22 protein-coding genes and 1 riboswitch are annotated in these 21,362 nt (G+C 56.7%); of the genes, 11 read left to right on the forward strand and 11 right to left on the reverse strand.

The annotated features are described in order from the left end of the window. Positions 1–25: 25 nt before the first annotated feature. Positions 26–958 carry a cytochrome c gene (locus RBB49_RS23065; RefSeq protein WP_306145259.1) on the forward strand — a complete coding sequence of 311 codons (933 nt, stop codon included), beginning with the start codon at positions 26–28 and terminating at the stop codon, positions 956–958. A gap of 31 nt (positions 959–989) precedes the next feature. Then, a complete protein-coding gene (locus RBB49_RS23070) occupies positions 990–1,475 on the forward strand; it encodes a GNAT family N-acetyltransferase (protein ID WP_306145260.1) in 486 nt (161 codons plus the stop codon). Positions 1,476–1,539: 64 nt separating this feature from the next. Here the strand turns inward: RBB49_RS23070 and RBB49_RS23075 are convergent, their stop codons facing one another. The 3 genes from RBB49_RS23075 to RBB49_RS23085 are packed head-to-tail and all read right to left on the reverse strand — an operon-like array spanning position 1,540 to position 2,467. Beyond that, on the reverse strand, positions 1,540–1,914 hold the full coding sequence (locus tag RBB49_RS23075; protein WP_306145261.1) for a RidA family protein: 375 nt from the start codon (positions 1,912–1,914) through the stop codon (positions 1,540–1,542). 15 nt (positions 1,915–1,929) lie between these two features. Next, positions 1,930–2,148, reverse strand: coding sequence for a DUF2798 domain-containing protein (locus tag RBB49_RS23080; protein WP_306145262.1), 219 nt, complete (start codon positions 2,146–2,148; stop codon positions 1,930–1,932). A 7-nt stretch (positions 2,149–2,155) separates the two neighbouring features. After that, positions 2,156–2,467, reverse strand: coding sequence for a putative quinol monooxygenase (locus RBB49_RS23085; protein WP_306145263.1), 312 nt, complete (start codon positions 2,465–2,467; stop codon positions 2,156–2,158). A 98-nt stretch (positions 2,468–2,565) separates the two neighbouring features. Here RBB49_RS23085 and RBB49_RS23090 point away from each other — a divergent pair, with 98 nt between their 5' ends. After that, a complete protein-coding gene (locus RBB49_RS23090) occupies positions 2,566–3,471 on the forward strand; it encodes a LysR family transcriptional regulator (RefSeq protein WP_306145264.1) in 906 nt (301 codons plus the stop codon). Positions 3,472–3,478: 7 nt separating this feature from the next. Here RBB49_RS23090 and RBB49_RS23095 read toward each other — a convergent pair whose 3' ends face one another. The 6 genes from RBB49_RS23095 to RBB49_RS23120 all read right to left on the reverse strand — a co-directional run bounded on the left by RBB49_RS23095 (position 3,479) and on the right by RBB49_RS23120 (position 11,756). Beyond that, positions 3,479–3,868, reverse strand: coding sequence for a hypothetical protein (locus tag RBB49_RS23095; protein WP_306145265.1), 390 nt, complete (start codon positions 3,866–3,868; stop codon positions 3,479–3,481). A 192-nt stretch (positions 3,869–4,060) separates the two neighbouring features. Beyond that, a complete protein-coding gene (locus tag RBB49_RS23100; protein ID WP_306145266.1) occupies positions 4,061–5,113 on the reverse strand; it encodes a hypothetical protein in 1,053 nt (350 codons plus the stop codon). A gap of 446 nt (positions 5,114–5,559) precedes the next feature. Beyond that, on the reverse strand, positions 5,560–6,912 hold the full coding sequence (locus RBB49_RS23105) for a pentapeptide repeat-containing protein (RefSeq protein WP_306145267.1): 1,353 nt from the start codon (positions 6,910–6,912) through the stop codon (positions 5,560–5,562). Then, positions 6,909–7,589 (reverse strand): hypothetical protein, encoded by a 681-nt coding sequence (locus RBB49_RS23110; protein ID WP_306145268.1) that lies wholly within the window; start codon positions 7,587–7,589, stop codon positions 6,909–6,911. Before RBB49_RS23110 ends, RBB49_RS23105 begins: the two co-directional genes overlap by 4 nt. Positions 7,590–7,949: 360 nt before the next feature. Beyond that, the gene (locus RBB49_RS23115; protein ID WP_306145269.1) at positions 7,950–9,542 is read right to left on the reverse strand and encodes an ABC transporter substrate-binding protein; all 1,593 of its coding nucleotides are present in this window, start codon (positions 9,540–9,542) and stop codon (positions 7,950–7,952) included. 129 nt (positions 9,543–9,671) lie between these two features. Next, positions 9,672–11,756 (reverse strand): S9 family peptidase, encoded by a 2,085-nt coding sequence (locus RBB49_RS23120; RefSeq protein ID WP_306145270.1) that lies wholly within the window; start codon positions 11,754–11,756, stop codon positions 9,672–9,674. 42 nt (positions 11,757–11,798) lie between these two features. On the opposite strand from RBB49_RS23120, the gene RBB49_RS23125 reads away from it, so the two are divergent. The 3 genes from RBB49_RS23125 (at position 11,799) to RBB49_RS23135 (ending at position 14,311) form a co-directional block, all read left to right on the forward strand. Next, complete coding sequence (locus RBB49_RS23125) at positions 11,799–11,969, forward strand: hypothetical protein (protein ID WP_306145271.1); 171 nt, start codon at positions 11,799–11,801, stop codon at positions 11,967–11,969. Between the two features lie 345 nt (positions 11,970–12,314). Continuing rightward, positions 12,315–12,650 (forward strand): STAS domain-containing protein, encoded by a 336-nt coding sequence (locus RBB49_RS23130; protein ID WP_306145272.1) that lies wholly within the window; start codon positions 12,315–12,317, stop codon positions 12,648–12,650. A gap of 29 nt (positions 12,651–12,679) precedes the next feature. Then, on the forward strand, positions 12,680–14,311 hold the full coding sequence (locus tag RBB49_RS23135) for a Na/Pi cotransporter family protein (protein WP_306145273.1): 1,632 nt from the start codon (positions 12,680–12,682) through the stop codon (positions 14,309–14,311). Between the two features lie 72 nt (positions 14,312–14,383). Here the strand turns inward: RBB49_RS23135 and RBB49_RS23140 are convergent, their stop codons facing one another. Next, the gene (locus RBB49_RS23140; protein WP_306145274.1) at positions 14,384–15,373 is read right to left on the reverse strand and encodes an ABC transporter substrate binding protein; all 990 of its coding nucleotides are present in this window, start codon (positions 15,371–15,373) and stop codon (positions 14,384–14,386) included. A gap of 170 nt (positions 15,374–15,543) precedes the next feature. Then, positions 15,544–15,755, forward strand: a riboswitch (cobalamin riboswitch). A gap of 373 nt (positions 15,756–16,128) precedes the next feature. Here RBB49_RS23140 and RBB49_RS23145 point away from each other — a divergent pair. The 4 genes from RBB49_RS23145 to RBB49_RS23160 all read left to right on the forward strand — a co-directional run bounded on the left by RBB49_RS23145 (position 16,129) and on the right by RBB49_RS23160 (position 19,343). Next, complete coding sequence (locus RBB49_RS23145) at positions 16,129–16,533, forward strand: DUF1636 domain-containing protein (RefSeq protein WP_306145275.1); 405 nt, start codon at positions 16,129–16,131, stop codon at positions 16,531–16,533. After that, on the forward strand, positions 16,530–17,303 hold the full coding sequence (locus RBB49_RS23150) for an ABC transporter ATP-binding protein (protein ID WP_306145276.1): 774 nt from the start codon (positions 16,530–16,532) through the stop codon (positions 17,301–17,303). The genes RBB49_RS23145 and RBB49_RS23150 overlap by 4 nt, the downstream gene beginning before the upstream one ends. Before the next feature lie 15 nt (positions 17,304–17,318). After that, on the forward strand, positions 17,319–18,254 hold the full coding sequence (locus RBB49_RS23155) for an ABC transporter substrate-binding protein (protein ID WP_306145277.1): 936 nt from the start codon (positions 17,319–17,321) through the stop codon (positions 18,252–18,254). Between the two features lie 93 nt (positions 18,255–18,347). After that, positions 18,348–19,343: an iron ABC transporter permease gene (locus RBB49_RS23160; RefSeq protein WP_306145354.1), complete on the forward strand. Its 996-nt coding sequence runs from the start codon at positions 18,348–18,350 to the stop codon at positions 19,341–19,343. Positions 19,344–19,552: 209 nt separating this feature from the next. On the opposite strand, the gene RBB49_RS23165 is transcribed toward RBB49_RS23160, so the two are convergent. Further along, positions 19,553–20,026 (reverse strand): hypothetical protein, encoded by a 474-nt coding sequence (locus RBB49_RS23165; protein WP_306145278.1) that lies wholly within the window; start codon positions 20,024–20,026, stop codon positions 19,553–19,555. Positions 20,027–20,399: 373 nt separating this feature from the next. Here RBB49_RS23165 and RBB49_RS23170 point away from each other — a divergent pair, with 373 nt between their 5' ends. After that, positions 20,400–21,302, forward strand: coding sequence for a DNA/RNA non-specific endonuclease (locus RBB49_RS23170; RefSeq protein WP_306145279.1), 903 nt, complete (start codon positions 20,400–20,402; stop codon positions 21,300–21,302). Positions 21,303–21,362 lie beyond the last annotated feature (60 nt).

The following is a 21,362-nucleotide window of genomic DNA, read 5'->3' on the forward strand; positions in this document are numbered from 1 at the left end:
GGTGTGATCGGCCTCGGAGAGACCCATGAAAAAGGGAATTGTCGTCCTGTTCGTCCTGGCTGTGCTTGCAGCCGGGGCTGCATGGGTCATGTCCGCGCCGACCCGGATGAGCGAACAGGAGACAAATGCGCTCAAATCGGGTGACCCGGTGAGCGGAGAGCTTGTCTTCTGGGCCGGCGGCTGTGCCTCCTGCCATGCAGCGCCGGACGCGAAGGGCGACGATCTGCTCAAGCTGGGTGGCGGGCTGAGGCTTGAGACACCTTTTGGGGTCTTCGTCTCGCCGAACATCTCGTCAAGCGAGGCGGACGGTATCGGGGCGTGGTCGCTCGCCGATTTCGCAAATGCCATGACCCACGGCACGTCGCCTGACGGACGAAACTACTATCCGGCCTTTCCCTATACCTCCTATGCCCGGATGTCGGATACGGATGTCGGCGACCTTTATGCGTTCATGAAAACGCTTCCTGCGGTCGAGGGGGAGGCGGCTTCACACGAGCTAGGGTTCCCGTTCAACATCCGCCGGGGTCTTGGCCTGTGGAAACGCCTGTTCCTTGATCCTTCACCCGTGATTGCCGCACCCGTTTCAAAAGGCGATGTGGATCAGGCCTTGTGGGAACGGGGACGGTATCTCGTGGAGGGCCCCGGGCATTGCGGCGAGTGCCATACACCGCGCGACTTTGCCGGTGGGCTGGTGTTGTCTGAATGGCTTGGAGGCGCTCCGGCGCCAACAGGCGACGGCCGTATTCCGGACATCACGCCGGTGGACGGCAAGTTCGGCAGCTGGAGTGCTGCCGATATTGCCTATTACCTGGAAAGCGGATTCACGGCGGAATACGACTCCGTCGGCGGTGAGATGGTCAAGGTTCAGGAGAACATGGCGCGCCTTCCGTCAGGTGACCGGGACGCAATCGCCGCTTATCTGAAAGCCATTCCCGTCGTCGAACCAAATGCAAATTGACAGGCTGGGTCCATCGGACTAACGAAATCGGATGGAACCAGACACTCATATTCTCGTTGCTCCGGTCGAAACCACCGACGAACTGGAAGCGGTCAAAACACTGTTCCGGGCCTATGTGGATTGGCTCAACATCGATCTTTCCTATCAGGGTTTTGAAGAAGAACTTGCCGGTATGCCCGGGAAGTACGCACCGCCACGAGGCGCGCTTTTTGTTGCCAAGACACAGGATGGAACGATCCTTGGCTGCGTCGGGCTGAGGGCCTTCGACGAGGATGGCAGATGTGAAATGAAGCGGCTCTATGTCTTGCCGGAGGGCCGGGGAAAACGGGTCGGTGCCGCACTGGTCGGGCGTGTGATCGAAGCCGCCGTCGATGCCGGTTATTCGGAGATGCTGCTCGATACGCTGCCCACCATGACCGGGGCAATCAAGCTTTACAGAGCGGCGGGCTTTGAAGAGGTCCCGGCCTATTATGAGACACCGATCCGCGAGACGGTTTTTTTCCGGAAATCTCTCTAGGTTACAAGATCTCGGTTTGATGCCGCGGTGGACTGCAATCCAGTCCACCGCGGGGCTTTCAACTTCAAAGCCCGAAAACAGCCTCGATCTCAACACGCAGTTCGGGCGCGAAAAGGCCGGTCACCATGACGAGCGAGCTGGCCGGAACTGCAGCCCCGTATCCGGCTTCAAGTGCATCACGGACTGCAGGAATGTCGGCGGCGTCGGTGATGAACACTGTCACCTTGATCAGATCCACGAGCGTCCTGTCATATTGTGTTGCGATGTAGGCCAGTTGCTCAAGAATGGCGTGGGTCTGCTCGCCGGCACCGGACATCTGTTTGTTTGTCCCGAAGGCTGTGAAACCGGATGTGTAGACGGTGTCACCGTGCCGGACGGCGTGTGTGTAGGGGCCGACCGGAAGTCCGAGTGCTTCAAAGTTCTGTCTTGATAGGGTCATGCGTGCTCCAGGGGGTCAGGGCAGTTTGCGGACGATCGTGCTGGTGATCTTTTCGACGGCAGGGCCAAGGCACAGGGCAATGACGGCGGCGGCCGGCCACGCCAGGCGAAAGGCTTCCATCCATCTGGCCAGAAAGACGTCGCTCCAGCCCAGATTGATGAATGTCACCCAGCAGGACATCAGGAAAGACAGCCCGAGGGACATGAAGAATGTGGCGACAAGCCTTCGCTTCATGGCGGTTTCACGCTGCGGATTTTGCGGATGAGCGGCCGATCTCGCCAAGCTCCTCGATGTACTTCACTTCGGTTAGATCACGCGCCAGATAGGCCCGGGTATGGTCTGCCTCGAAATGTTCAGCGAGCGCCTGCTTGTCCGTCCAGCACTCCCACAAGGTGAATTTTCCCGGTTCCTGCAGGTTCTGCCGGATCTCGAACATAAGGCAGCCGGGTTCGTCTTGCGTCTGTTCGGCAAGCTTCCGCAATCCGGCTTCAGCCTCTTCAAGCGATGCGCCGTCCTTGAGCTCAATGCCCGCGCTGATGAAATAATTCGACATGGGTGTCTCCGTGTTTTCAAGTGGCACCCCGTGTCTATTGATTTCGAAATGAATATTCTATACTCAATTCTGGTATTTGAAATTCCGAAAAAGAAATCATGCTGGACGACATCGCTCTCTTCATTCACATCGCCCAGTGCGGAAGCCTGTCGGCTGCTGCAAACCGGCTGAACCTTCCACCTGCCAATGTCACACGCCGCTTGCAGCGATTGGAAGACACGCTCGGCGTCCGGCTGGTGCACAGGTCCGCGAGGAAATTCTCGCTGACGTCAGAAGGGGAGGCCTATTACGCAAGTCTTGCCGATGTGATGCAACAGGCTGAAAAAACGCTGCAAAGCCTGAGCTCGGAACTTCGCCAGTTGAGTGGGCCGCTCAGAGCGGCGGCACCGACAAACGCATCCATCGGTATTCTTGCACCCATGTGGTCAAGCTTCCTGAAATCCCACCCCGAAATCCAACTGACACTAAGTCTCAGCAACGACAACAAGGATCTGGTCGAGAACAGGGTCGACATCGCTCTGCGGTTCGGGGCGCAGTCAGAAACGGGTCTTTATCAGAAACGGGTCGGGCGGGTCGCGACCAAGCTCGTTGCATCGCCGGAATATCTGGCGGCGAACGGTATCCCGGAAAACCTCGAAAACCTGTCCTGGCACAAGCTCATCTGGGTTTCATCGCTTCCGCACTGGTCCCTGAAGAACGTCGAAACGGGCCGGGAAGAAACAGTCTATCTCAGCCCGCACATCGCCGTTGATGATATCACCCTGGCGCGGCAGCTTGTTGCGGACGGCCACGGCATCGCTCTGTTGCCGGTCACGGAGACGTCGGCCGATCTTGCATCGGGCCGGCTTTGCTTCGTCTTGCCGTCCTGGACCGGTCAGGATCGCAACGCCTATCTCGTGTGGCCGACGGGGCGCCTCTTGAGTGTTCGCGCCAGATGCCTGCGAGATCACGTTGCGGAGTTCATGTCCGCTGACCCGGTGTTGCAGGGCGGGCTTCCCGCCTGAACGAGCGTCAGGCCGTGTAGGGGTTGCACCTTATAAAGCGCGGAACGTCGATGAAGGACCGCATCGCCGACAGCCAGGCGAGACACTGATCCTGCGTTTTGAAACAGCCCGCCTGGGAGGTCTGATACCGGTCACTGAAATCATAAACGGTGCCGCTTGCAATCCCCTTCCAGCCTGATCCGGTGAAGGTGCGGCAGTCATAAGGTGTGTTTCGGGTGTAGGGCAGGTTCTGCCGCGTCTTGCTGAAGGTCGGCGCGAACAGGAGATCGGATGGGGTTTGAAACTGCGACGACTGACACGCGACAAGCCCGAAAGCCGCCACGGCAACAAATGACATCTTGCACAGCGATCCGAATTTGCCGGCAACATGCGCTCTTGTGCTGGGGTGACGAACCATCAAATGCTCTCCTGAAACCGAAACGTTGTCTCCCGGCACTCCAAGAGACTGATTTGCAATACAAATCAATTGAGCTGAAGAGCGCGGCAAAATCAAGACACGAACAGCGGAGCCTCCCCCGGCCGATTGGGCGGAGGAGGCATATGCCGGCTTCAAAGAGTTTGTCTGCTCACGACGCGATGGATGCCGTCATCAAGAAAAGGGATCCACGTTCGGAAGGTTGAAGTCGAACGGGTCGTTCAAACCCTGGTCCACATCGTCCCAACCCTGATAATGGCCTTCTTCCCGCAGCTTCAGGAGAACCGCTTCGATCTGGTCGTTGACGGATCCGAACGCATCCCAGGCTTCGCCCATGCCGTTGGCAAAGCGGGCGATTTCCTCGTAGAAACCCTGTGGCAACTGGTCGAAGTTGATCTGATCGAGGTCGGAGAACAAGAAGATCGCTTCGTCTTCAAACAGGAACTGACGCTCCCCTCCGTTCAAATAGGTGATCTCACCTTCGAACATCACGGAAACCGTCATCTCGTAGTATCCGAAGTCGTTCCTCTGAATGTCGATCATGAACTCGAAAGCCATGAAGAACTCTTCGATCCCGTAATCGAAACCTTGTCCCTCCACTTCGAGCATCTGCTCATAACCGTGGGATGTCAGGATCGGGTTGCCGTTCGCGTCGAAGGCTTCCGTTTGAATGGACGTCGCGACCTCGGCATTCAACTCGATACGAAGTTCCCTGAACTGATTGTCGTAGAAACTGCCTGCAAACCCGTGGGCGAGGCCGCTCTGGTACTCCACCGCCATCTCTTGACCATTAACGTTCATGGTCTTGATCTCGGTTGTACGCTCTTCCGTGAGGGTCATGATATCGAGCGCTCCGGCATCTGCGCGGAACGTGTAATCAGTCATTTCGAGCGCAAAATTCACCTGCTGCTCGCCGGCACCGCCAGCAGTTTCGACCCCGGACCAGATCGTGCCCTGCGATCCCTGGGACAGTTCTCCGGCGGGGAGGTCGTCCTTGCCGTCGAGGTTGTAGGGGTCGAAATTCAGGAAGGGCAGGCCGGAAGCGGATTGACCGTTTGCTGAAGTTGCCGATGCATCAGACTGCGTGCCCGGGTCATTGACCGGATTGCCCGGCGGCCCGCTCTTGGTGACGTCTACGGCGTTTGCTGCCAGTTCGATGATTTTCTGATCCAGTAGTTCATCGAGATTGGTAAAGTTCGTATTTGTAAATCTTGTATGCGTATTCATGGTGGCTCCTCTCCAAAAATCTATGTCATCCTGCTGGCTTTATTTTAATGAAACCTGCATTATTAGATTTGGTGGGGGATCAGACGCCTTCAACTAAATTTTGTTTCATTAAAAATCAGAAATATTTCGGTTTACATATTAAATCTGCATGTTTTGTTCATTGAAATATCTAGAAAGATCAATGCGAGATTTTTTGGTTACTGGAATACTTGACCGTATTCTTTTCAGTGTAAGTCGAAACGAAAAAGACCGGCGCCCATGGCGCCGGCCTCTGTCATTCGCCGAATTTTGACTGTCAGTTCACGTTGATCCAGCGCAGCATCAGGAAATTGTCCGCCCGCTGGGTGAGGTCGATATTGGATTTTGAACCCCACAGGAGCGGTTCTCTTGAGGGTCATTGATCGTTTGCTTGTATCGCGGAACGCGAAAATAGCGGAGACAAATCGCTATTCGCCACCTGGTATTTCTGGTTCTACCACTATGTTATCCGGGTCGATAAACCATGGGCACTGCTCGACCGGCGGCAACAAGTCGTTTCGGGCGGGTATACTGGTAATTGTATAGATACGCTCCTCGCCGTTTTCAGCTGCTTCGATCGAACGTGCGGGCAAAGACGACGTCGTGAAGGGAGGCCACTTCTGGTCCGCGCGCTCTAGCCATGCTCGCCAGGCGCCTAAAAATTCGCCTTCGCTGAGCGTTTTGTCGGACCACTGGCACGGCCTGTCCACTCCGTCCGGCAGCGAAACGCTCGCATCTCCGAAACTGTTTCTTAAGGCAAACTCCCAGCTTTCTGTGAAGAACTGCGGGCTTCCCTGAAACGGCCTCGTGCGCGCCAGATCAACATTTCTAAGGGCGCTGCCACTGAACGAGACTGCTGCCCATCCCGAAACGTCTGCATCAACGCTTCCAACAAGGGCGGCATCTTCGAAAGTATCTGTTTTGTTCTTCGGTGTTATCGCGCTGAACACCAGGTTCAAATACGTCAGATCTGCTCCACGGAAATCAAGTCGATCGCTCGAACCATCCGAAAAAAATCCAGTGATTAAACCGCTTAATTTGCTGTTGCGAAACGAGGCCCCAAGAAAATGACCGTCCCGAATGATACCTCCAAATTGACTGTGTTCGACTTTCGCGGCAACAAAGTTGCCAAAGTCGAGTTGACCGAAGTAATAGGTGCCATCCGATAATTTCGCCTGATTAAAAATTGCATGGGGTGCTTCATAGATTGAGATGTCCGCATTGCTGAGATCGGCATTTTCAAAAGACACGGGTTCCGCAGCCGTCCCATCAATCACGGCACTGTCAAGAACCGCATCGAAAAACTGCGCGCCGCCGAAACGTATGTTGCGCATGTCCGCTCCGACGAGGAAACTGCCGCTCAAGTTGGCGTTTCTCAAGTCCAAATTTTCAAGACTGCTTTTGGGAAGACTTTGGATAAATGCCTTTCGTTTGGCCGCGAATTCGCGCCGGAGGTCGGGTTTGAAGAAGAGCGCATCACGTTGGGCCGCACTGGATGGACATTTATCGGTGTCCGGCCTCGCGCACCATTCGTAAAAGAACGCAAGCATCGCATCTTGATGGGACGCCCAGTTTTCCGGGCGCGGGGTAAGTGATGCGCCAGCCAGGTTTGCCGAGGCGATTGGGACGACATCTGACGACCAATCCTTCCATCCGACGCGAAAAATGGTGAAACCCGCTATCAGCAACCCGGCCAAAACGGCAACCAACACCGAAATGAACCGTTTTGGGTTCGACATCCGAGGCAAGTGTGGTCTTGAGAGAAGTGTAATTGCGCTCACTTTATCTTACCCATTGTTATCCAGAGGGTTCGAATGCTGAGCCAACACACGAGCAAGGATAGCCAAAGGCAAAACCCCAAGACGCCGCTCGTGAGTAGCTCGTGGAAGATCATGGATTTGAACCAAAAAAGCGCAATCAGAACAGGTGCGCCCAGCCAGACAACGATTGCCATGGCGACAGCTCCAAGGAAACCCAGCGGAGTGACACGCACGCAAGGGTCTTCTTGTCCCTTTCGCCGCAAACGCCGCAAATAGAGTGCAAATTCAAAAATCAGCCAGACCGGTAATTTCGAAGCAATGGGTTCGTTTCCTTCACGCGCGGGAAGCAAGGAGAGGTCATACCAGGCTTGTTCGATCAGGCCGTGCAGATAGGCATACAGGATCGTGAACAGGATCGGGCCGAAGACCAGAAAGCTCTTCAGGTTTACGTCAAAATCCAGCACCGGTAATTTGGTAGTTGCCGTTGCCGAGAAAAAGTCGGCATCCGCAACGCCCATGAGTGTAATGAGTGCATAACCCAATATTCCGGAGAACCAGAACCAGCTTGATCTTGCAGCCGAAGCAATCTCTTGAATCCGCTCAATCTGAGCCGGTAGATCCTCGTCCGTCTGCGAGGGTGGGGCCGCCATTTTCTCCAAGGCCACCACCACGCGTTTCTTGTATTCAGTGTCTTTCATGTAACCCACTAAAAAATATACTTCAGCTTATGCTAGCAGAGGTCAAGTGACCTGGAAATAGATCGCGGTGAAACACTTTCGAGCCGGAGAAATTGCCCTCGAATCGCTGCCACTGCTGTATTGAACAAGCTTTTCTGGATTTCGGTGACTTTGGGTAAATTGGAAAGGCGAGCGCAAAAATCAGCAATCGTCCCGAAGCGTCAACCTTTCCGGTCTCAGTCAACCAATACGGGACTTTTGGGTTCTTTTTCGCACTCGATTATTTGTTGAACCTTCTCACGTTTTTTTTGCACCCTTCCTGAATACGAAAAAGACCGGCGCCCATGGCGCCGGCCTCTGTCATTCGCCGAATTTGGACTGTCAGTTGACGTTGATCCAGCGCAGCATCAGGAAATTGTCCGCCCGCTGGGTCAGGTCGATGTTGGATTTCGAGCCCCACAGGAGCGGCTGAATGTGCAGCGGGACGTAGACGACATCGTCGCGGATGATCTTGGCGGTTTCATCCAGCATGGCCTGGCGCTTGTCGGCATCGATCTCCTTCTGGATCTGCGGCAGCAGTTCATCGACGCGGGCATTCGAGTACTGGCCGAAGTTCCAACTGCCGAGCTTTTTCTCATCGTTCTTGGTGGTCACCAGGAAACGGATCGGATGCTCCGCATCGAATGTGCCCGGTGACCAGCCGAGCAGGTACATGTCGAAATTGCCGGCCCTGAGTTCAGGCCAGTAGCTGCGCACCGGCATGGCATTGAGTTCGGCGCGCATGCCCGCCTGGGTCAGCATCGCGGCCATCGCCTTGCAGAGGGCCTCGTCGTTGATGTACCGGTCATTCGGGCACATCAGGCCGAAGGAGAAGCCTTCGGGATATCCCGCCTCGGAAAGCAAGGCCTTTGCGCTCTCCGGATCATATCCGATCCGGTCGGTCGCAGCATCGCTGTGCCCCTTCATCTGCGGGCTTACAAGCTGGGTGGCAACCTCGGCGTTGCCGCGCATGATCTTGTCGACCAGAGCTTCCGCGTTGATCGCTTTCTGGACAGCTTCGCGCACCTTCACGTCCTGAAACGGGTTCTTGTCCGTCGTTTCCTTTGAGTATTTCAGGGCGTCGTGGTTGTGCGCAAAACCGAGCATGATGACGCGCGCTTCGATGCCCTGATGCAGGGACAGCCCGTCCTGGTTCTCGATACGCGAGACATCCTGCACGGGGACGGGGTTGATCAGATCGACCTGACCGCTCAAAAGGCCCGAAACCGCGGTTGCCGGGTTGGCAATCGGCAGGAAGGTCGCCTTTGTGATGTTGTGCTCCTTCTCGTCCCACCAGCCGTCAAAGGGTTCCAGAACCGTCTGGACGCCGGGCTCGCGGGAGGTCAGCTTGAACGGGCCGGTGCCGTTTGCGTTCAGGGTCGCGTAGGTTTCCTCGTCCTTTGCAGGACGCACCGCGTCATTTGCTTCCGCCCAGCCCTTGTCGAGGATCAAGAAGTTCGCGATCGAATCCGGGAAGATCGGGTTCGGTGCATGGGTCAGAAAGTCGATGGTGTAGTCATCGACGATCTTGACTTCCTTGACGGGAGCGAACCAGGAACTCGTGTCGGCTTCCTCCGATGAGGCGCGCTCATAGGAAAACAGAACGTCCTCGGCGGTGAGGTCGGCACCATCGTGAAACTTCACGCCTTCGCGCAGCTTGAAACGCCAGCCGTCGCCGCCGAGCGGCTCCCAGCTTTCGGCCAGAGACCCTTCGATCTGCATGTTCTTGTCCCGGCGGACAAGCCCTTCATAGACATTGTTCAGGAATCCGAGAACCGGCGCGGAATTGACGGCATGCGGGTCCATGGTCTGCGGGTCGGTCGGCGAGGACCAGCGCAGCTCAGCAGCGCTTGAAAACGAAACCGAAGAGAGCAGGGCGGCAGCAAGCGTAATTCCTGCTGTGAAGGCCCCAGTGCGGCGTAACGACCTCATCATGACATCCCCTTTAGGTGTTGTTGTAACGGTGTTGTGAAAACAGCCTAAGCTTTTTCGGCACAAAAGAAATACCGGACCCGCATGCGTGTCCGGTATCGATCTCAATTAAATGTGAAATTCAAAGCGCAGCTATGCCTTGCCCGCGACCATGAGCGCGAAGGCCTGCACCAGCGCGACTTCCTTCAGCCTGTCGAAGCGGCCGGATGCACCGCCGTGGCCCGCGTCCATGTTGGTCTTGAGCATCAAATGGCTGTCACCGGTCTTTTCGGCGCGCAACCTGGCGACCCACTTGGCGGGCTCCCAATAGGTCACGCGCGGATCTGTCAGTCCGGCCACCGCCAGGATTGCGGGATAGTCCTTGGCCTCGACATTGTCGTAGGGCGAATAGGAGGCGATGTACTCGTAGGCTGACTTGTCGGTGATCGGATTGCCCCACTCCGGCCACTCAGGAGGGGTGAGGGGCAGCGTGTCGTCAAGCATGGTCGCCAGCACATCCACGAAGGGCACTTCCGCTATGACGCCGCCGAATTTTTCGGGCGCGATATTGGAGATTGCTCCCATCAGCATGCCGCCTGCCGATCCGCCCTGGGCGACGATCCGCGCATGGGAGGTAAAGCCTTCCGCGACAAGGTGATCGGCTGCGGCGATGAAATCCGTGAACGTGTTCTTCTTGGTTTCCCGGCGGCCGTTCTTGTACCACCGGAACCCCTTGTCCTTGCCGCCGCGGATATGGGCAACGGCGTAGACGAAGCCGCGGTCCACGAGTGACAAGGCATTGGTGTTGAAACTTGCCGGGATGGTGATGCCGTAAGAGCCATAGCCATAGAGCAGCAGCGGGGCGGAACCGTCCAGTTGCGTGTCCTTGTGATAGAGAATGGAGACCGGCACGGTCTCGCCATCCGCAGCGGGTGCCATGAGCCTGCGCGTTACGTAGTCGCCCGCATTATGGCCGGACGGGACTTCCTGTTCTTTCTTCAGCACACGGCTGCGCGTCTCGATGTCATAGTCGAACGTTTGTGATGGCGTTGTCATCGACGAATAGGTGAAGCGGATCGACGTCGTGTCGAATTCATAGCCGCCGCCGAGACCCAGGGAATAGGCCTCTTCATCGAACTCGACCGAATGCTCGATATTGTCGGCGAGGCGGCGGACAACGATGCGGGGCAGTCCGTCTTCGCGTTCCAGCCGGGTCATGAAGGTCTTGTAGACGCAATGCGACAGGATCAGGCAGCCGGGTTTGTGGGCAACCAGGTCCGTCCAGAATTCCCTTCCCGGCGTTGCCTTGGGGGCGGTGACGATCTTGAAATCTTCCGCATCCCCGAGATTGGTCAGGATAAAAAGGGTGTCGCCATGATCATCGATCGAATATTCGACGCCGGTGTCACGGGGTGCGATCAGCACGGGCGGCAATTCCGGCTGATCTGCAGGGATCATCCAGACTTCCGATGTCTCGTGATCATGGATGTCTATGATGATCGTCTCGCCGGATTGGGTCTTGCCGACACCCATGAAAAAGCCGGCATCCGTTTCCTCGTGCACGAGGACATCTTGCGAAGGGTCGGTTCCGACCTTGTGCCGGTACAGCTTTGACGGACGGTGGTTGTCGTCCAGGCGAATGTAGAAGACATAGCTGCTGTCAGCGGAAAAGACGCCGCCACCGGCCGTGTCCGCGATGGAGTAGTCGAAGTCCTTGCCCGATTCCGTGTCGCGCAGCTGTAGCGAATAATACTCCGATCCCTTGTCGTCGTAAGCCCATGCGAGCAGTTTGTGATCCGGCGACTGGCTGGCACCGCCGATCCGGAAATAGGCTTTTCCCTCGGCTTCCGTGTCGCCGTGCAACAGGACGGTTTCAGGCCCCCCGCCGCGCGGCGTGCGAAAGAAGATCGGTTGCTGACCTCCGGTTTCGAATTTCATGCCGTAGGCGAAGGGACCGTCGGGAGAGGGGACCGAGCTGTCGTCTTCCTTGATGCGGCCGCGCATTTCTTTGAAAAGCGTTTCCTGGAGGTCGGCCGTCGGTTTCATGACCGCTTCCTGGTAGGCGTTCTCGGCCTCCAGGTAGGCGCGTATGTCCGGATCCAGAACAGCTGGGTCGCGCATGACCTCCTGCCAGTTGTCCGCGCGCAGCCAGCCATAGCTGTCCTGTCTGGAAATACCGTGAATTTCGTGGGTTTCGGGGCGTGCTTCGGCACGCGGGGGAAGAGCATCCTGTTTCATGCGAAAGGAGGTAGGATTTTTGCGTTTTGTTGGCAAGTGACATTGTTTTCAGAATTGCCTTCGAAACCGCAATCCCGCTGTTCCGTTCCGGACGTTTCCCGCCACAACGGCCCTCTCGTCCGGGTCGGAGCCGCAATCTTCTTCGAGCCTGTGACCATGGTCGACACCGACAATGCCGGCACCAAGAGGGGCTATGCCAGCGTCGGCTGCTGAATGCGCTGGCCGCAGGCGGGAAAGGTTCGCAGTCCAATGCACCAACGTGCCGGACATGTCTTGAGAGCGCTCGTGCTACCCCTTCGGCACAACGGCGCAACGTCCCGAAGGGCCCTGACAAAATTGAGGGGGTGACAAATCCGGAGCGAATTCTTACCTTAGGACATGTTAGGTGCCGAAGTTCAGGGTGCCAAAGGGAATACGTATTTTAGTTTGTGTAAATTTTAAAAACAAAATCAGATCGTGACCGAGGGCCGTTTTTGAAACCTTCGAGCCGCGATTTTCCAAAAAAAGAAACAACGACTCTCCTGGTTCATTATTAGAATTTTCTGGAGATTTATTGCCGTGAATATAGAAATTTATCGAGAAAATGCTGTTTGCATTGTCCGTCCCGCGGGACGCATTGATCTGGCGACCTTGGACGAGTTTGAGAGCTCCCTGCGGGCCCTGATTGAAACGGCTCCAGCCCAGTTGCTTGTCGACATGGGACGCGTAACCTTCCTGGCGGGCGCCGGGCTCGGCGTCCTTCTGGCAACGGCCATGACCCTGAAAGGACACGCCGGTTACATGGGTGTCTTCGGTGTGTCCGGACCGGTGCGGGAAGTGTTCGAGGTGTCCGGTTTTGCGTCGGTGCTGGACCTGCATCCCGATGAGTTGAGCGCGCGGGGAGAGGTCCACTGATTTCGAACCACGTGCAGACTGCCGCGACCATGTTTGCGGGGTTGGGTCTCTTTTTCTTCGCGATGCATTTTCTGTGCGTCAACCTCGGACGTCTCGCCGACCAGAAACTGAAACGGCGCATTGCCAGGCTGACCTCGACTGCTCCCGCAGGACTGTCGGTCGGGATGCTGATGATCGTCCTGACGCAAAGCGGGACAGCCGCGGTGTTTCTTCTCGTCGGCCTGGTCCGTGCGGGCATGATGACGCTCAGGCAGGTTCAACCCGTCATTCTCGGTCTCAATCTCGGTGCAGGGCTGATCATCCTCTTCCTGACCCTGGACATCAGGGTCGCCGTCATGGTGCTTATCGGGGTGGCCGGAATTCTCTATGCCTTCGGCTCCCGGCACAAGGAACATGTGACCGGGGCTGCCATCGGCGTCGGTCTGCTGTTTCTCGGTTTTCAGATCATGCGCGATGCCGCATCACAGATCGAAACACAGGCCTGGTTCATGCAATTCGTCGAAGTGACTGCGGGTGCGCCGCTTCTGGCATTTCTCGCAGGCATGTTTCTGACAATTCTTGCCCAGTCTTCCATTGCCGTGTCTGCGGTCATGATCGTGTTTCTGCAATCCGGCCTCTTCGACCTGCGGGATGGCATCCTGTTCGTTTTCGGTGCCAATATCGGCAGTTCGGTGCTGATGCTGCTGTTGTCGGTCAACCTGTCCGGCGTGCAAAGACAGGTTGCGCTTTACAAACTCGGGTTCAACGCGATCGCGGCCCTTGTCCTGCTGCCGATGATCTATATCGAAGCTGTTTTCGGGGTGCCGTTGATTGTTACTCTGGTGTCGCATTTGAGCACTGATCCGGGAACGCAGGTCGCGCTGGCCTATGTGCTCTTCAATGCCTTGCCGGTGCCCGCACTCCTGCTGTTGCTCGGTCCCACGGCTGACTATCTCCAGAGAATCAGTCCTGAAACCCGCGCAGAACTCGGGGCCAAGCCGAAGCATCTTGTGTCACCCTGTCCGGAGCCGCCCTCCGTCGTTCAGCGGCTTGTTGAGCTGGAACTGGTCCGCCTCCTGAAGCTGAACTCGGAAGCATTTGAAAGCATGCGCTCCGAACGCGGTTCGCGAGACCTTCACGCAAGCCTGGAAGCGGCTTCCGCCCTTCACAAGACGATCGAGGAGACGCTCAGGGACATGGCGTCCGACCGTTCGCTGTCAGTGGAGGAACACGGTCATGTCGATCTGCTTGGCCGCATTCTCTATCTCACTCAGGGAATGCGCGAAGCCCTTCTCGCGCTCGGCGCAGACGTCTTTCACCTACGCAAGAACCGCCCCGAATTGTGGTTTGCGGATTCTGCCGTGGAGGGGCTTGACGCGATCCTCAATGTGCTGATTTCAGTCGCGCATGACCGGGACAGCGACACCCTTGATGTCCTGGCCCGGCTGACATCCACCAAGGGTAACGGCATCAACGCAATCAAGGTTGCCTATTTGCAGGATGAACAGCTCCTTGCAGGGGCGGCGCGCAGCCGCCTCTTGAGCGCCATAGGTCTTTGCGAACGATTGATCTGGCTCTTCGGGGAAACAAGCACGGCATACGGGAGGCTTGGGCTCTGTCAGGTCGAGGTGCTGCCGTCTGTTTTCGAGAAGCAGGGCGACGCAACAAGGCTCCGGGCCTGACCGCCGGTCCAGACTCGGCAGATGATCCGCGTGCAGGCAGCACGACCGCGTTTAAGCGGTCTGGATCGCGCCTTATTTGTAGACGACTGCATTCTGGGTGTTGTCCAGCTTCAGCTTCGAGGCCGCCTTGTTGTTGCCGTTGATGTAGAGAGTGGCTTCCGAGGCGCTGATTTCATCGATCGGCAAGGTGTGCGCAGGCACGTTCTCGAGCAGGATTTTTGCAGCCATTTCCGCAGCGGTCTGGCCGCGTTCCTCGTATTCGCTCCCGAACACGAGCGTTATGCCGTCTCCGACATAGGCGCTCGACGACCCCATGCTGACAAGGTCCTCGGGTATGATTTGCGGCAGGGCTTCAGAATGGGCGACGAAGGACGATGAGGACGTGACATATATGGCGTCGACATCGTCCAGCTCAGGCCGCAATGCCGCGATCTGGATCTCTTTTTCCTTCGCATCGGGTGCAAATCGCAGTCGTTTGACGGAAATCCCGCGTTTTTCCGCAGCGCTGGAGAGCCTGTCGGCCTCCGCGACCGCATTGTTTTCCCTGGGGTCAAAGAGGACGGCGATCGTCTTGACCGGATAAACCCGGAAGAGCAGTTCCAGGTTCACATCCGGCGACAAGGAGTGCTTTGTTCCCGTCATTCCCCGGGGCGGGCGTTCCAGGGAGGGCGCAAGGCCGACACCGACCGGATCGGTGACGATGTTGAAGACACGCGGAACGTTGTCGATGTGAAAGTTCTGAACGGTCAGCGTCACCGTCGTTCCGAACAGGTAGATCAGGTCCATGGACTTGATGTCGTCCAGCCGGTCTCTGAGAAATCCCGCCAGGCGGGTCTGGTCGCGGCCGGCGTCGAAATGTTCGATTTCCGCATCGATGCCAAGCTTTTCCAGATGCCTGATAAAGCTGTGTTCGGCTGGCGTCATGCCGCGCCAGGTGATCATGAGGATGGATCTGTGATGATCCGACGCCAGCGCGAAGGTGGGCGCAAGGATCAATAAGGCGAGCAGAATGAGACGGGATATCACGGATGTAACTCTAAGGCCGTTCTTGTTGTCTTTCATCATTGTGATCGGACATTCATGATAGGCGCGAGGACGCCGGCATCAATGGCCATTTATTTTTTCTTTGAAAGCATAAAATCAGAGCTGGATCCAAACCAGTCCTGTGTCGGACATGTCCACCATTGACCGCCTCGCAATGCTTAATCTTCGTTGACAACCAGACCGGATTTCGTCAGACAGGATCTGATGGTTCCCGTATCCGAAACCGGATCGGGATTAAAAGGGAACACGGTGAGGCGTAGCCATTAGGCACCAAATCCGTGACTGCCCCCGCAACTGTGAGCGGCGAGCGAACCTGTAAACACCACTGGGCAAGCCCGGGAAGGTTCAGGTGAGTGAAGACCTGCAAGTCAGGAGACCTGCCATTTCATCTTCAACCTCAACCCGGACGGGGTGTTCCGGAGGAGCGAATGGCATGACAGACCAGCAATCGCTGACACACAACATTCGGTTCTTGCAGACCCCGTGCAATCGCGGAGGGCGATATGGACCGGACAAGACCCGACTCCAAAGACATCATACCCGTTTTTCTGGCCAAAGCCGGCGCACTCGGTGAACGCGCTGCCAGGGCCATGTGCCCCAACGGCGGAACATATCCTCTTGCGCCACCGCAGACTTGTAATGTAATAACATTACAAATGAGATGGCGGGTCTTCGGGACGAAGATCCGGTCTCCGCCCGGCAACGGGATGACCGGATTGGCGTATCCGCGCCCAGACCGGGCGATCAGGAAGCCGCATGCCGGGGGGCTGGGAATGAGCACTGACACACACAAGATCCTTGTCTGCACGTCCTGCCGGCACAAGGGAACGCAGTGCCGGCCCGGATATGAACTGATCAGGAAGCTGAGAGCAGCGCTCAAAATTGCTGCACCCCTTGTCGGTGACGACTTCGAGGTGTCGGGCATTGCGTGTATGGCCGGGTGTTCGCGTCCCTGCACGGTGGCCTACCGGGCGAGTGAAAAGGCGACCTATCTTTTCGGCGACATCGACGCTGATACGGATATCGACGATCTCGTAGCCTTTGCGAAGCAATACCGGGAGCTGGAAGACGGCTGGTGCAATTCCACGCAGCGCCCGGGAAAACTTCGCAAGTCGACGCTGGCTCGCATTCCGGCTGCGCTGATCGTGACGGAAGCGGACAAGGCGGTGGTCTCGTGAGCGGGGCCACGGTCGCCGTGAGGGAGGTCAGCTGGCAGGCCGGCCAAGGGACCACGATCCTGCATCCGGTCAGCTTCGAATTGCCTGCGGGACAGGTGCTGGGCCTTGCAGGTGCCAACGGGGCCGGGAAATCGACGCTGCTGCGTCTGCTCTACCGTTTCCACAAGCCAAGCACCGGCTCGGTTTTCCTTGATGGTCATGACATTTGGAAAATGTCTGCACGGTCGACGGCCAGAAAAGTGGCTGCGGTTCTTCAGGAACAGCCGACAGACTTCGCGCTGTCCGTCTGGGAAATCGTCGCCCTTGGCCGCCGGCCGCACGGGACCGGGTTCTCCGGGAGCGGCAGGAAGGACCAGGAAATCACGGAATGCGCGCTGGACACGATGGCCTTGCTGCCGCTTGCCGCACGCTCCTTCGGAACACTTTCGGGCGGGGAGCGGCAGCGGGTGATGGTTGCCCGCGCTCTTGCCCAGGAGCCCGAACTGCTCATCCTCGATGAACCGACCAACCATCTGGATATCCGTCATCAGCTGGAGATCGTGGCACTCATCTCCAGCCTGAACATCACCATTGTCACCAGTCTGCATGACCTGAACCTTGCCGGCCGCGTCTGCGACCGCGTCCTCTTGCTTCATCAGGGCAGGACAGTGGCCTTCGGCCTACCGGAAGACGTGCTGACGCCGACACACATCGAGAAGGCCTATTCGGTTCAGGCACGTCTGGAACAGCTCGCGTCGAGCGCGGAAACACATCTCACCTTTCATCTTTGAACCTTGGAGTTTTCAATGAAGCAATTGGCACTTGGCCTTCTGGTCACCTTGATGGCGGGCACTGCCTTCGCCGAAACGACGGTCAAAAGCTGTGATCGTGAGGTCACGTTCGACGCACCGCCCTCGGCTGCGATATCGAATGACGTCAATCTCACCGAGATGATGCTTGTTCTCGGACTGAGCGAATACATGGTCGGCTATACCGGCATTTCCGGTTGGAAAACGCTCGATGAGGACATGCGCGAGGGCGTCGCGGAACTGCCGGAGCTTTCGGCGAAATACCCGACCAAGGAAGTCCTGATCGGTGCCGATGCGGATTTCTTCTTCGCCGGCTGGAACTACGGCATGAAGGTCGGCGGCGAGGTCACACCGGAGACGCTCGCACCGTTCGGCATCAAGGTCTACGAATTGACCGAATCCTGCATCCATATCGGCGAAAAAGCCAAGGTATCGATGGATGACATGTACAACGACCTGATCAACCTCGGGAAGATCTTTGGTGTCGAGGAGCAGGCGGACATGCTGGTCGCCGGTTACAGGGCTGAGCTCGACAATTACAAATCGACTTTAAAAACTTCTGACAAGCCTATGAAAGTGTTTGTCTATGATAGCGGTGAGGACAGGCCCTTCACGGCGGGGCGCTATGCCATGCCGACGGCGCTGATCGAGGCTGCAGGCGGTGTCAACGTACTCGACGATTTCGAAAAGAGCTGGGCCAAGGTCGACTGGGAAACGGTGGTCGAAAAGGACCCGGAATTCGTGGTGATCGTGAATTACGGCACCGTCACGGCCGAGCAGAAGCGCGATTTCATGAAGCAGAACCCGGCTCTTGCGGAGATCGACGCAGTGAAAAACGACCGCTTCGTGACGCTGGAATATGTGGAGGCAACGCCCGGTCCGCGGAACATCAAGGCGGTGAAGAAACTCGCCGAAGCCTTCTGGGGAGAGTGAGCCTTGCTGCAACGGCCCGGAAGAAGTGACACGGCGGGCAGCCTGGACGCCAGCCACAAACGATCGTCAAGGCAGGGTTTCGGCCTGTTCCTGATGACAAGTAGCGCTTTCCTGGTCGCCTCCATCGTCATTGCGGTTTCGGTCGGAGCGGTCTCCGTTCCGTTCGGGACCGTATTCGGTGTCGTTGCCAACAAGATTTCACCGGGACTGGTCGAGGTCGACTGGTCGAAGGGAAGGGAGGCGATTGTCTGGGACATCCGCCTTCCGCGCACCCTGCTGGCCGGACTGGTCGGCGCCGGTCTCGCGATTGTCGGGGCGGCGCTGCAATCCGTCACGCGCAACCCGCTGGCCGATCCGCATCTGTTGGGCATTTCATCCGGCGGGGCGGCCGGTGCCATCCTGGCGTTGTTGCACACCGGCCTTTTCCTCGGGCTTCTGACCGTGCCGCTGCTGGCTTTTGCCGGGGCGCTGGTGGCAACGCTTGTGGTGCTTGGCGTAACGCATTTCGCCTCGGCAACAAGTGCCGACAGGCTGGTTCTTGCAGGCGTTGCGGTCTCCTTCATCATCATGTCGTTCGCGAATATCCTGCTGTTCATGGGAGATCCGCGCGCGACCCACACGGTTGTCTTCTGGATGCTCGGAGGGCTTGGCCTGGCGCAATGGAACCATCTGCTGTTTCCGCTCGTGATCCTGGTCCTGACCGTGCCTTACCTCCTGGCCAAGGCAGCGGATCTCAACGCCATGACAATCGGTGATGAAACCGCCTCAACGCTTGGCATACCGGTGGCGCGGTTCCGGCTGGTCGTGTTCGTCGCCGGTGCCCTGATCACCGGCGTCATGGTGGCGTTTTCCGGGATCATCGGATTTGTCGGTCTCATGATCCCGCATATTGCAAGGTTTCTTGTGGGCGGCAGTTACAATCGCGTGTTGCCGGCAAGCCTGCTTCTCGGGTCGATTTTCCTGATCTGGGCCGACATCCTTGCCCGGACAATCATGGCACCGGAAGACATGCCCATCGGCATCCTGACCGGCCTGATCGGCGGCGTGTTCTTCATCTTCCTCTTACGCTCGCGCGCGAAGGACAGGTAGGGGATGGCCTCTTATATGAGCGCGCGTTTATGACCGTTTTCGGCGGAAGCTTCGATGGACTTCAACCAACCACACAGGTCAGCACGGCAGATCAAGCCGCTGAACAACGATGCGTTCGTTTCGGCCCGAAGCGGGCATTGGTTCCAGCTGCGGCAGATGACCGAAAGGAGCCCTTCGCGACCAGTTTCGCAATGGTGCACGAAATATGGCTACATTCGGTCAACAAGTGCATCGCACCGGCTCCCCATGACAAACTCTAGTCCCGTTAAGAAACCCTCCACATTGCTATCTTGGCTGTGGTTTTCCCTTATCATGCCAATCATGCAATCTCCTGGTTCTCCATCCGAGATACGAATGTCGCACATAGTTGCCCATACGGTGGTGGTTCTAAAGCCAAAATTATCCATGGCTTTCTTCACGGATCGACCTTCTGTAGGCTCTTCATACAACCAGGCGGATTGTTGTTTCAGCAATAATTCTGCCTCTTCTCCCTTCACGTTGTAAAGGAAGGGATACTCGAATTTATGATCAACGCGTTCGCTCTTTACAATGGCCGAGAACGCTTCGAGGCACTCATCCGGATCCAGATAAAACCTTGAGTGTTCAGCGTCAGCGTGTCCGTAGGTCCAATTGCAAGTGAAAAAAACCGCTGCAAGCAAAAAGCAAGCTACTTCCTGGGCCAAGCCTCAATTCTCCAAAATTAGTTGAAAAACGACTAAATCATGCAGTTGATTGTATTTCAAATTCAGCTTTTTCCCATTCCAGTCATTCCAGTCATTCCAGCGAACCGCAGCAATCGTCCGCTTTCCACCCATTTCGGTCTTCAAACGCAATGAATGATGGTCTCGAACAGGCTCTCGGCAGACCTTCGCTGCCGCAAGGAAGGGGCGAATGATCCCATCCCTCCAAGCTATCCCCGCTGCTGCACAAATCTCTCATGGCGCGAAAAAATATATGTCATACAACTTTTACTTGTTCAAGTGGGTGAAATCAGCATAACCAAGATGGCCTGAGGCAACTGGGCCTCAGGGTTTGTCCAGGTATGGGGAGGGTATGATGGACGAGACTTTTCAAATTCAAAGAGAGCTGCGTTACGGAGCGCCGGTTTGCGATCAGGTCCTGATCGGGCGGCATTTCACCATCGGGTACTCGTGGTATTTCCGGCAGGCCAAATGGGTGCTGGAGATCATCAAACCCAACGAGTCCTTGCTCGGTATCGAATTTGCCGATGGCGAACGGCTCGATAATTTCCGCCCTGATCAACGCATTCCGAGACGGTTCCGAGCGAGCCTGGAGGCGTATAAGGGCAGCGGCTTTGACCGTGGTCACCTTGCCGCCAGTGCCAATTTGAACGAGACCGACATTCAGAACAGTGAGACATTTCTGCTCTCCAACATGTCGCCACAGAAGCCCGATTTTAACCGGAAGATCTGGCGTGAACTGGAAATCGCAATCCGTGAACTCAACGAGTATCACAGCGTGCTGGAAACCTATGTTCTCACGGCGCCCGTGTTTGATTTCGAAAAGAAGATCGAGGTCATCGGGGACAAAGACAACGAATTCGGGATCGATATTCCCATACCCCATGCCTTCGTCAAAAGCGTGCTTGCTGAGAAGAGAAGCGGCGAATTCATTCTGTTGACGTTCAAGATCGAAAATGAAGAGCAAGATGCCGATCTGAGCACTTTTCTGGAGAAAACCTATGACGCTGAACAATATGTCGGCGGCCGGTTTTGGGATCGTGTGTCCGGCGGTGATCTGCACAAACATAAGGGGGTCAAAGGGGAGATGTGGATGAGAAAAGACGAAATGCGGGGGCCGTGGACCGAGGCGAAGTTGTCGGCCTTGAAGGAGGAGCTTGTCGTCGATATCGCCATCATGAGAGGGCTGGAAGCATCCGTAGATGATCGGAAAGCGGATACGATCGCAAAAATCCTGGCCTCGCGAAATAGCAATTGACGTAGCTCAGAGGTACTCGCTTCCGCAGTCCGCTTCAGCTTGCCTTGCTGGTCTGGTGTG

This window comes from Roseibium sp. MMSF_3412, assembly GCF_030733265.1.
Taxonomy (GTDB): Bacteria; Pseudomonadota; Alphaproteobacteria; order Rhizobiales; family Stappiaceae; genus Roseibium.

Coding starts and splice junctions, on each gene's coding strand:
- RBB49_RS23155 (WP_306145277.1), top strand. CDS start 17,319: ATGAAGCAATTGGCACTTGGCCTTCTGGTCACCTTGATGGCGGGCACT.
- RBB49_RS23110 (WP_306145268.1), bottom strand. CDS start 7,589: ATGAAAGACACTGAATACAAGAAACGCGTGGTGGTGGCCTTGGAGAAA.
- RBB49_RS23135 (WP_306145273.1), top strand. CDS start 12,680: ATGTTTGCGGGGTTGGGTCTCTTTTTCTTCGCGATGCATTTTCTGTGC.
- RBB49_RS23090 (WP_306145264.1), top strand. CDS start 2,566: ATGCTGGACGACATCGCTCTCTTCATTCACATCGCCCAGTGCGGAAGC.
- RBB49_RS23145 (WP_306145275.1), top strand. CDS start 16,129: ATGAGCACTGACACACACAAGATCCTTGTCTGCACGTCCTGCCGGCAC.
- RBB49_RS23160 (WP_306145354.1), top strand. CDS start 18,348: ATGACAAGTAGCGCTTTCCTGGTCGCCTCCATCGTCATTGCGGTTTCG.
- RBB49_RS23085 (WP_306145263.1), bottom strand. CDS start 2,467: ATGTCGAATTATTTCATCAGCGCGGGCATTGAGCTCAAGGACGGCGCA.
- RBB49_RS23075 (WP_306145261.1), bottom strand. CDS start 1,914: ATGACCCTATCAAGACAGAACTTTGAAGCACTCGGACTTCCGGTCGGC.
- RBB49_RS23100 (WP_306145266.1), bottom strand. CDS start 5,113: ATGAATACGCATACAAGATTTACAAATACGAACTTTACCAATCTCGAT.
- RBB49_RS23115 (WP_306145269.1), bottom strand. CDS start 9,542: ATGATGAGGTCGTTACGCCGCACTGGGGCCTTCACAGCAGGAATTACG.
- RBB49_RS23140 (WP_306145274.1), bottom strand. CDS start 15,373: ATGAAAGACAACAAGAACGGCCTTAGAGTTACATCCGTGATATCCCGT.
- RBB49_RS23170 (WP_306145279.1), top strand. CDS start 20,400: ATGGACGAGACTTTTCAAATTCAAAGAGAGCTGCGTTACGGAGCGCCG.
- RBB49_RS23065 (WP_306145259.1), top strand. CDS start 26: ATGAAAAAGGGAATTGTCGTCCTGTTCGTCCTGGCTGTGCTTGCAGCC.
- RBB49_RS23070 (WP_306145260.1), top strand. CDS start 990: ATGGAACCAGACACTCATATTCTCGTTGCTCCGGTCGAAACCACCGAC.
- RBB49_RS23080 (WP_306145262.1), bottom strand. CDS start 2,148: ATGAAGCGAAGGCTTGTCGCCACATTCTTCATGTCCCTCGGGCTGTCT.
- RBB49_RS23095 (WP_306145265.1), bottom strand. CDS start 3,868: ATGGTTCGTCACCCCAGCACAAGAGCGCATGTTGCCGGCAAATTCGGA.
- RBB49_RS23120 (WP_306145270.1), bottom strand. CDS start 11,756: ATGAAACAGGATGCTCTTCCCCCGCGTGCCGAAGCACGCCCCGAAACC.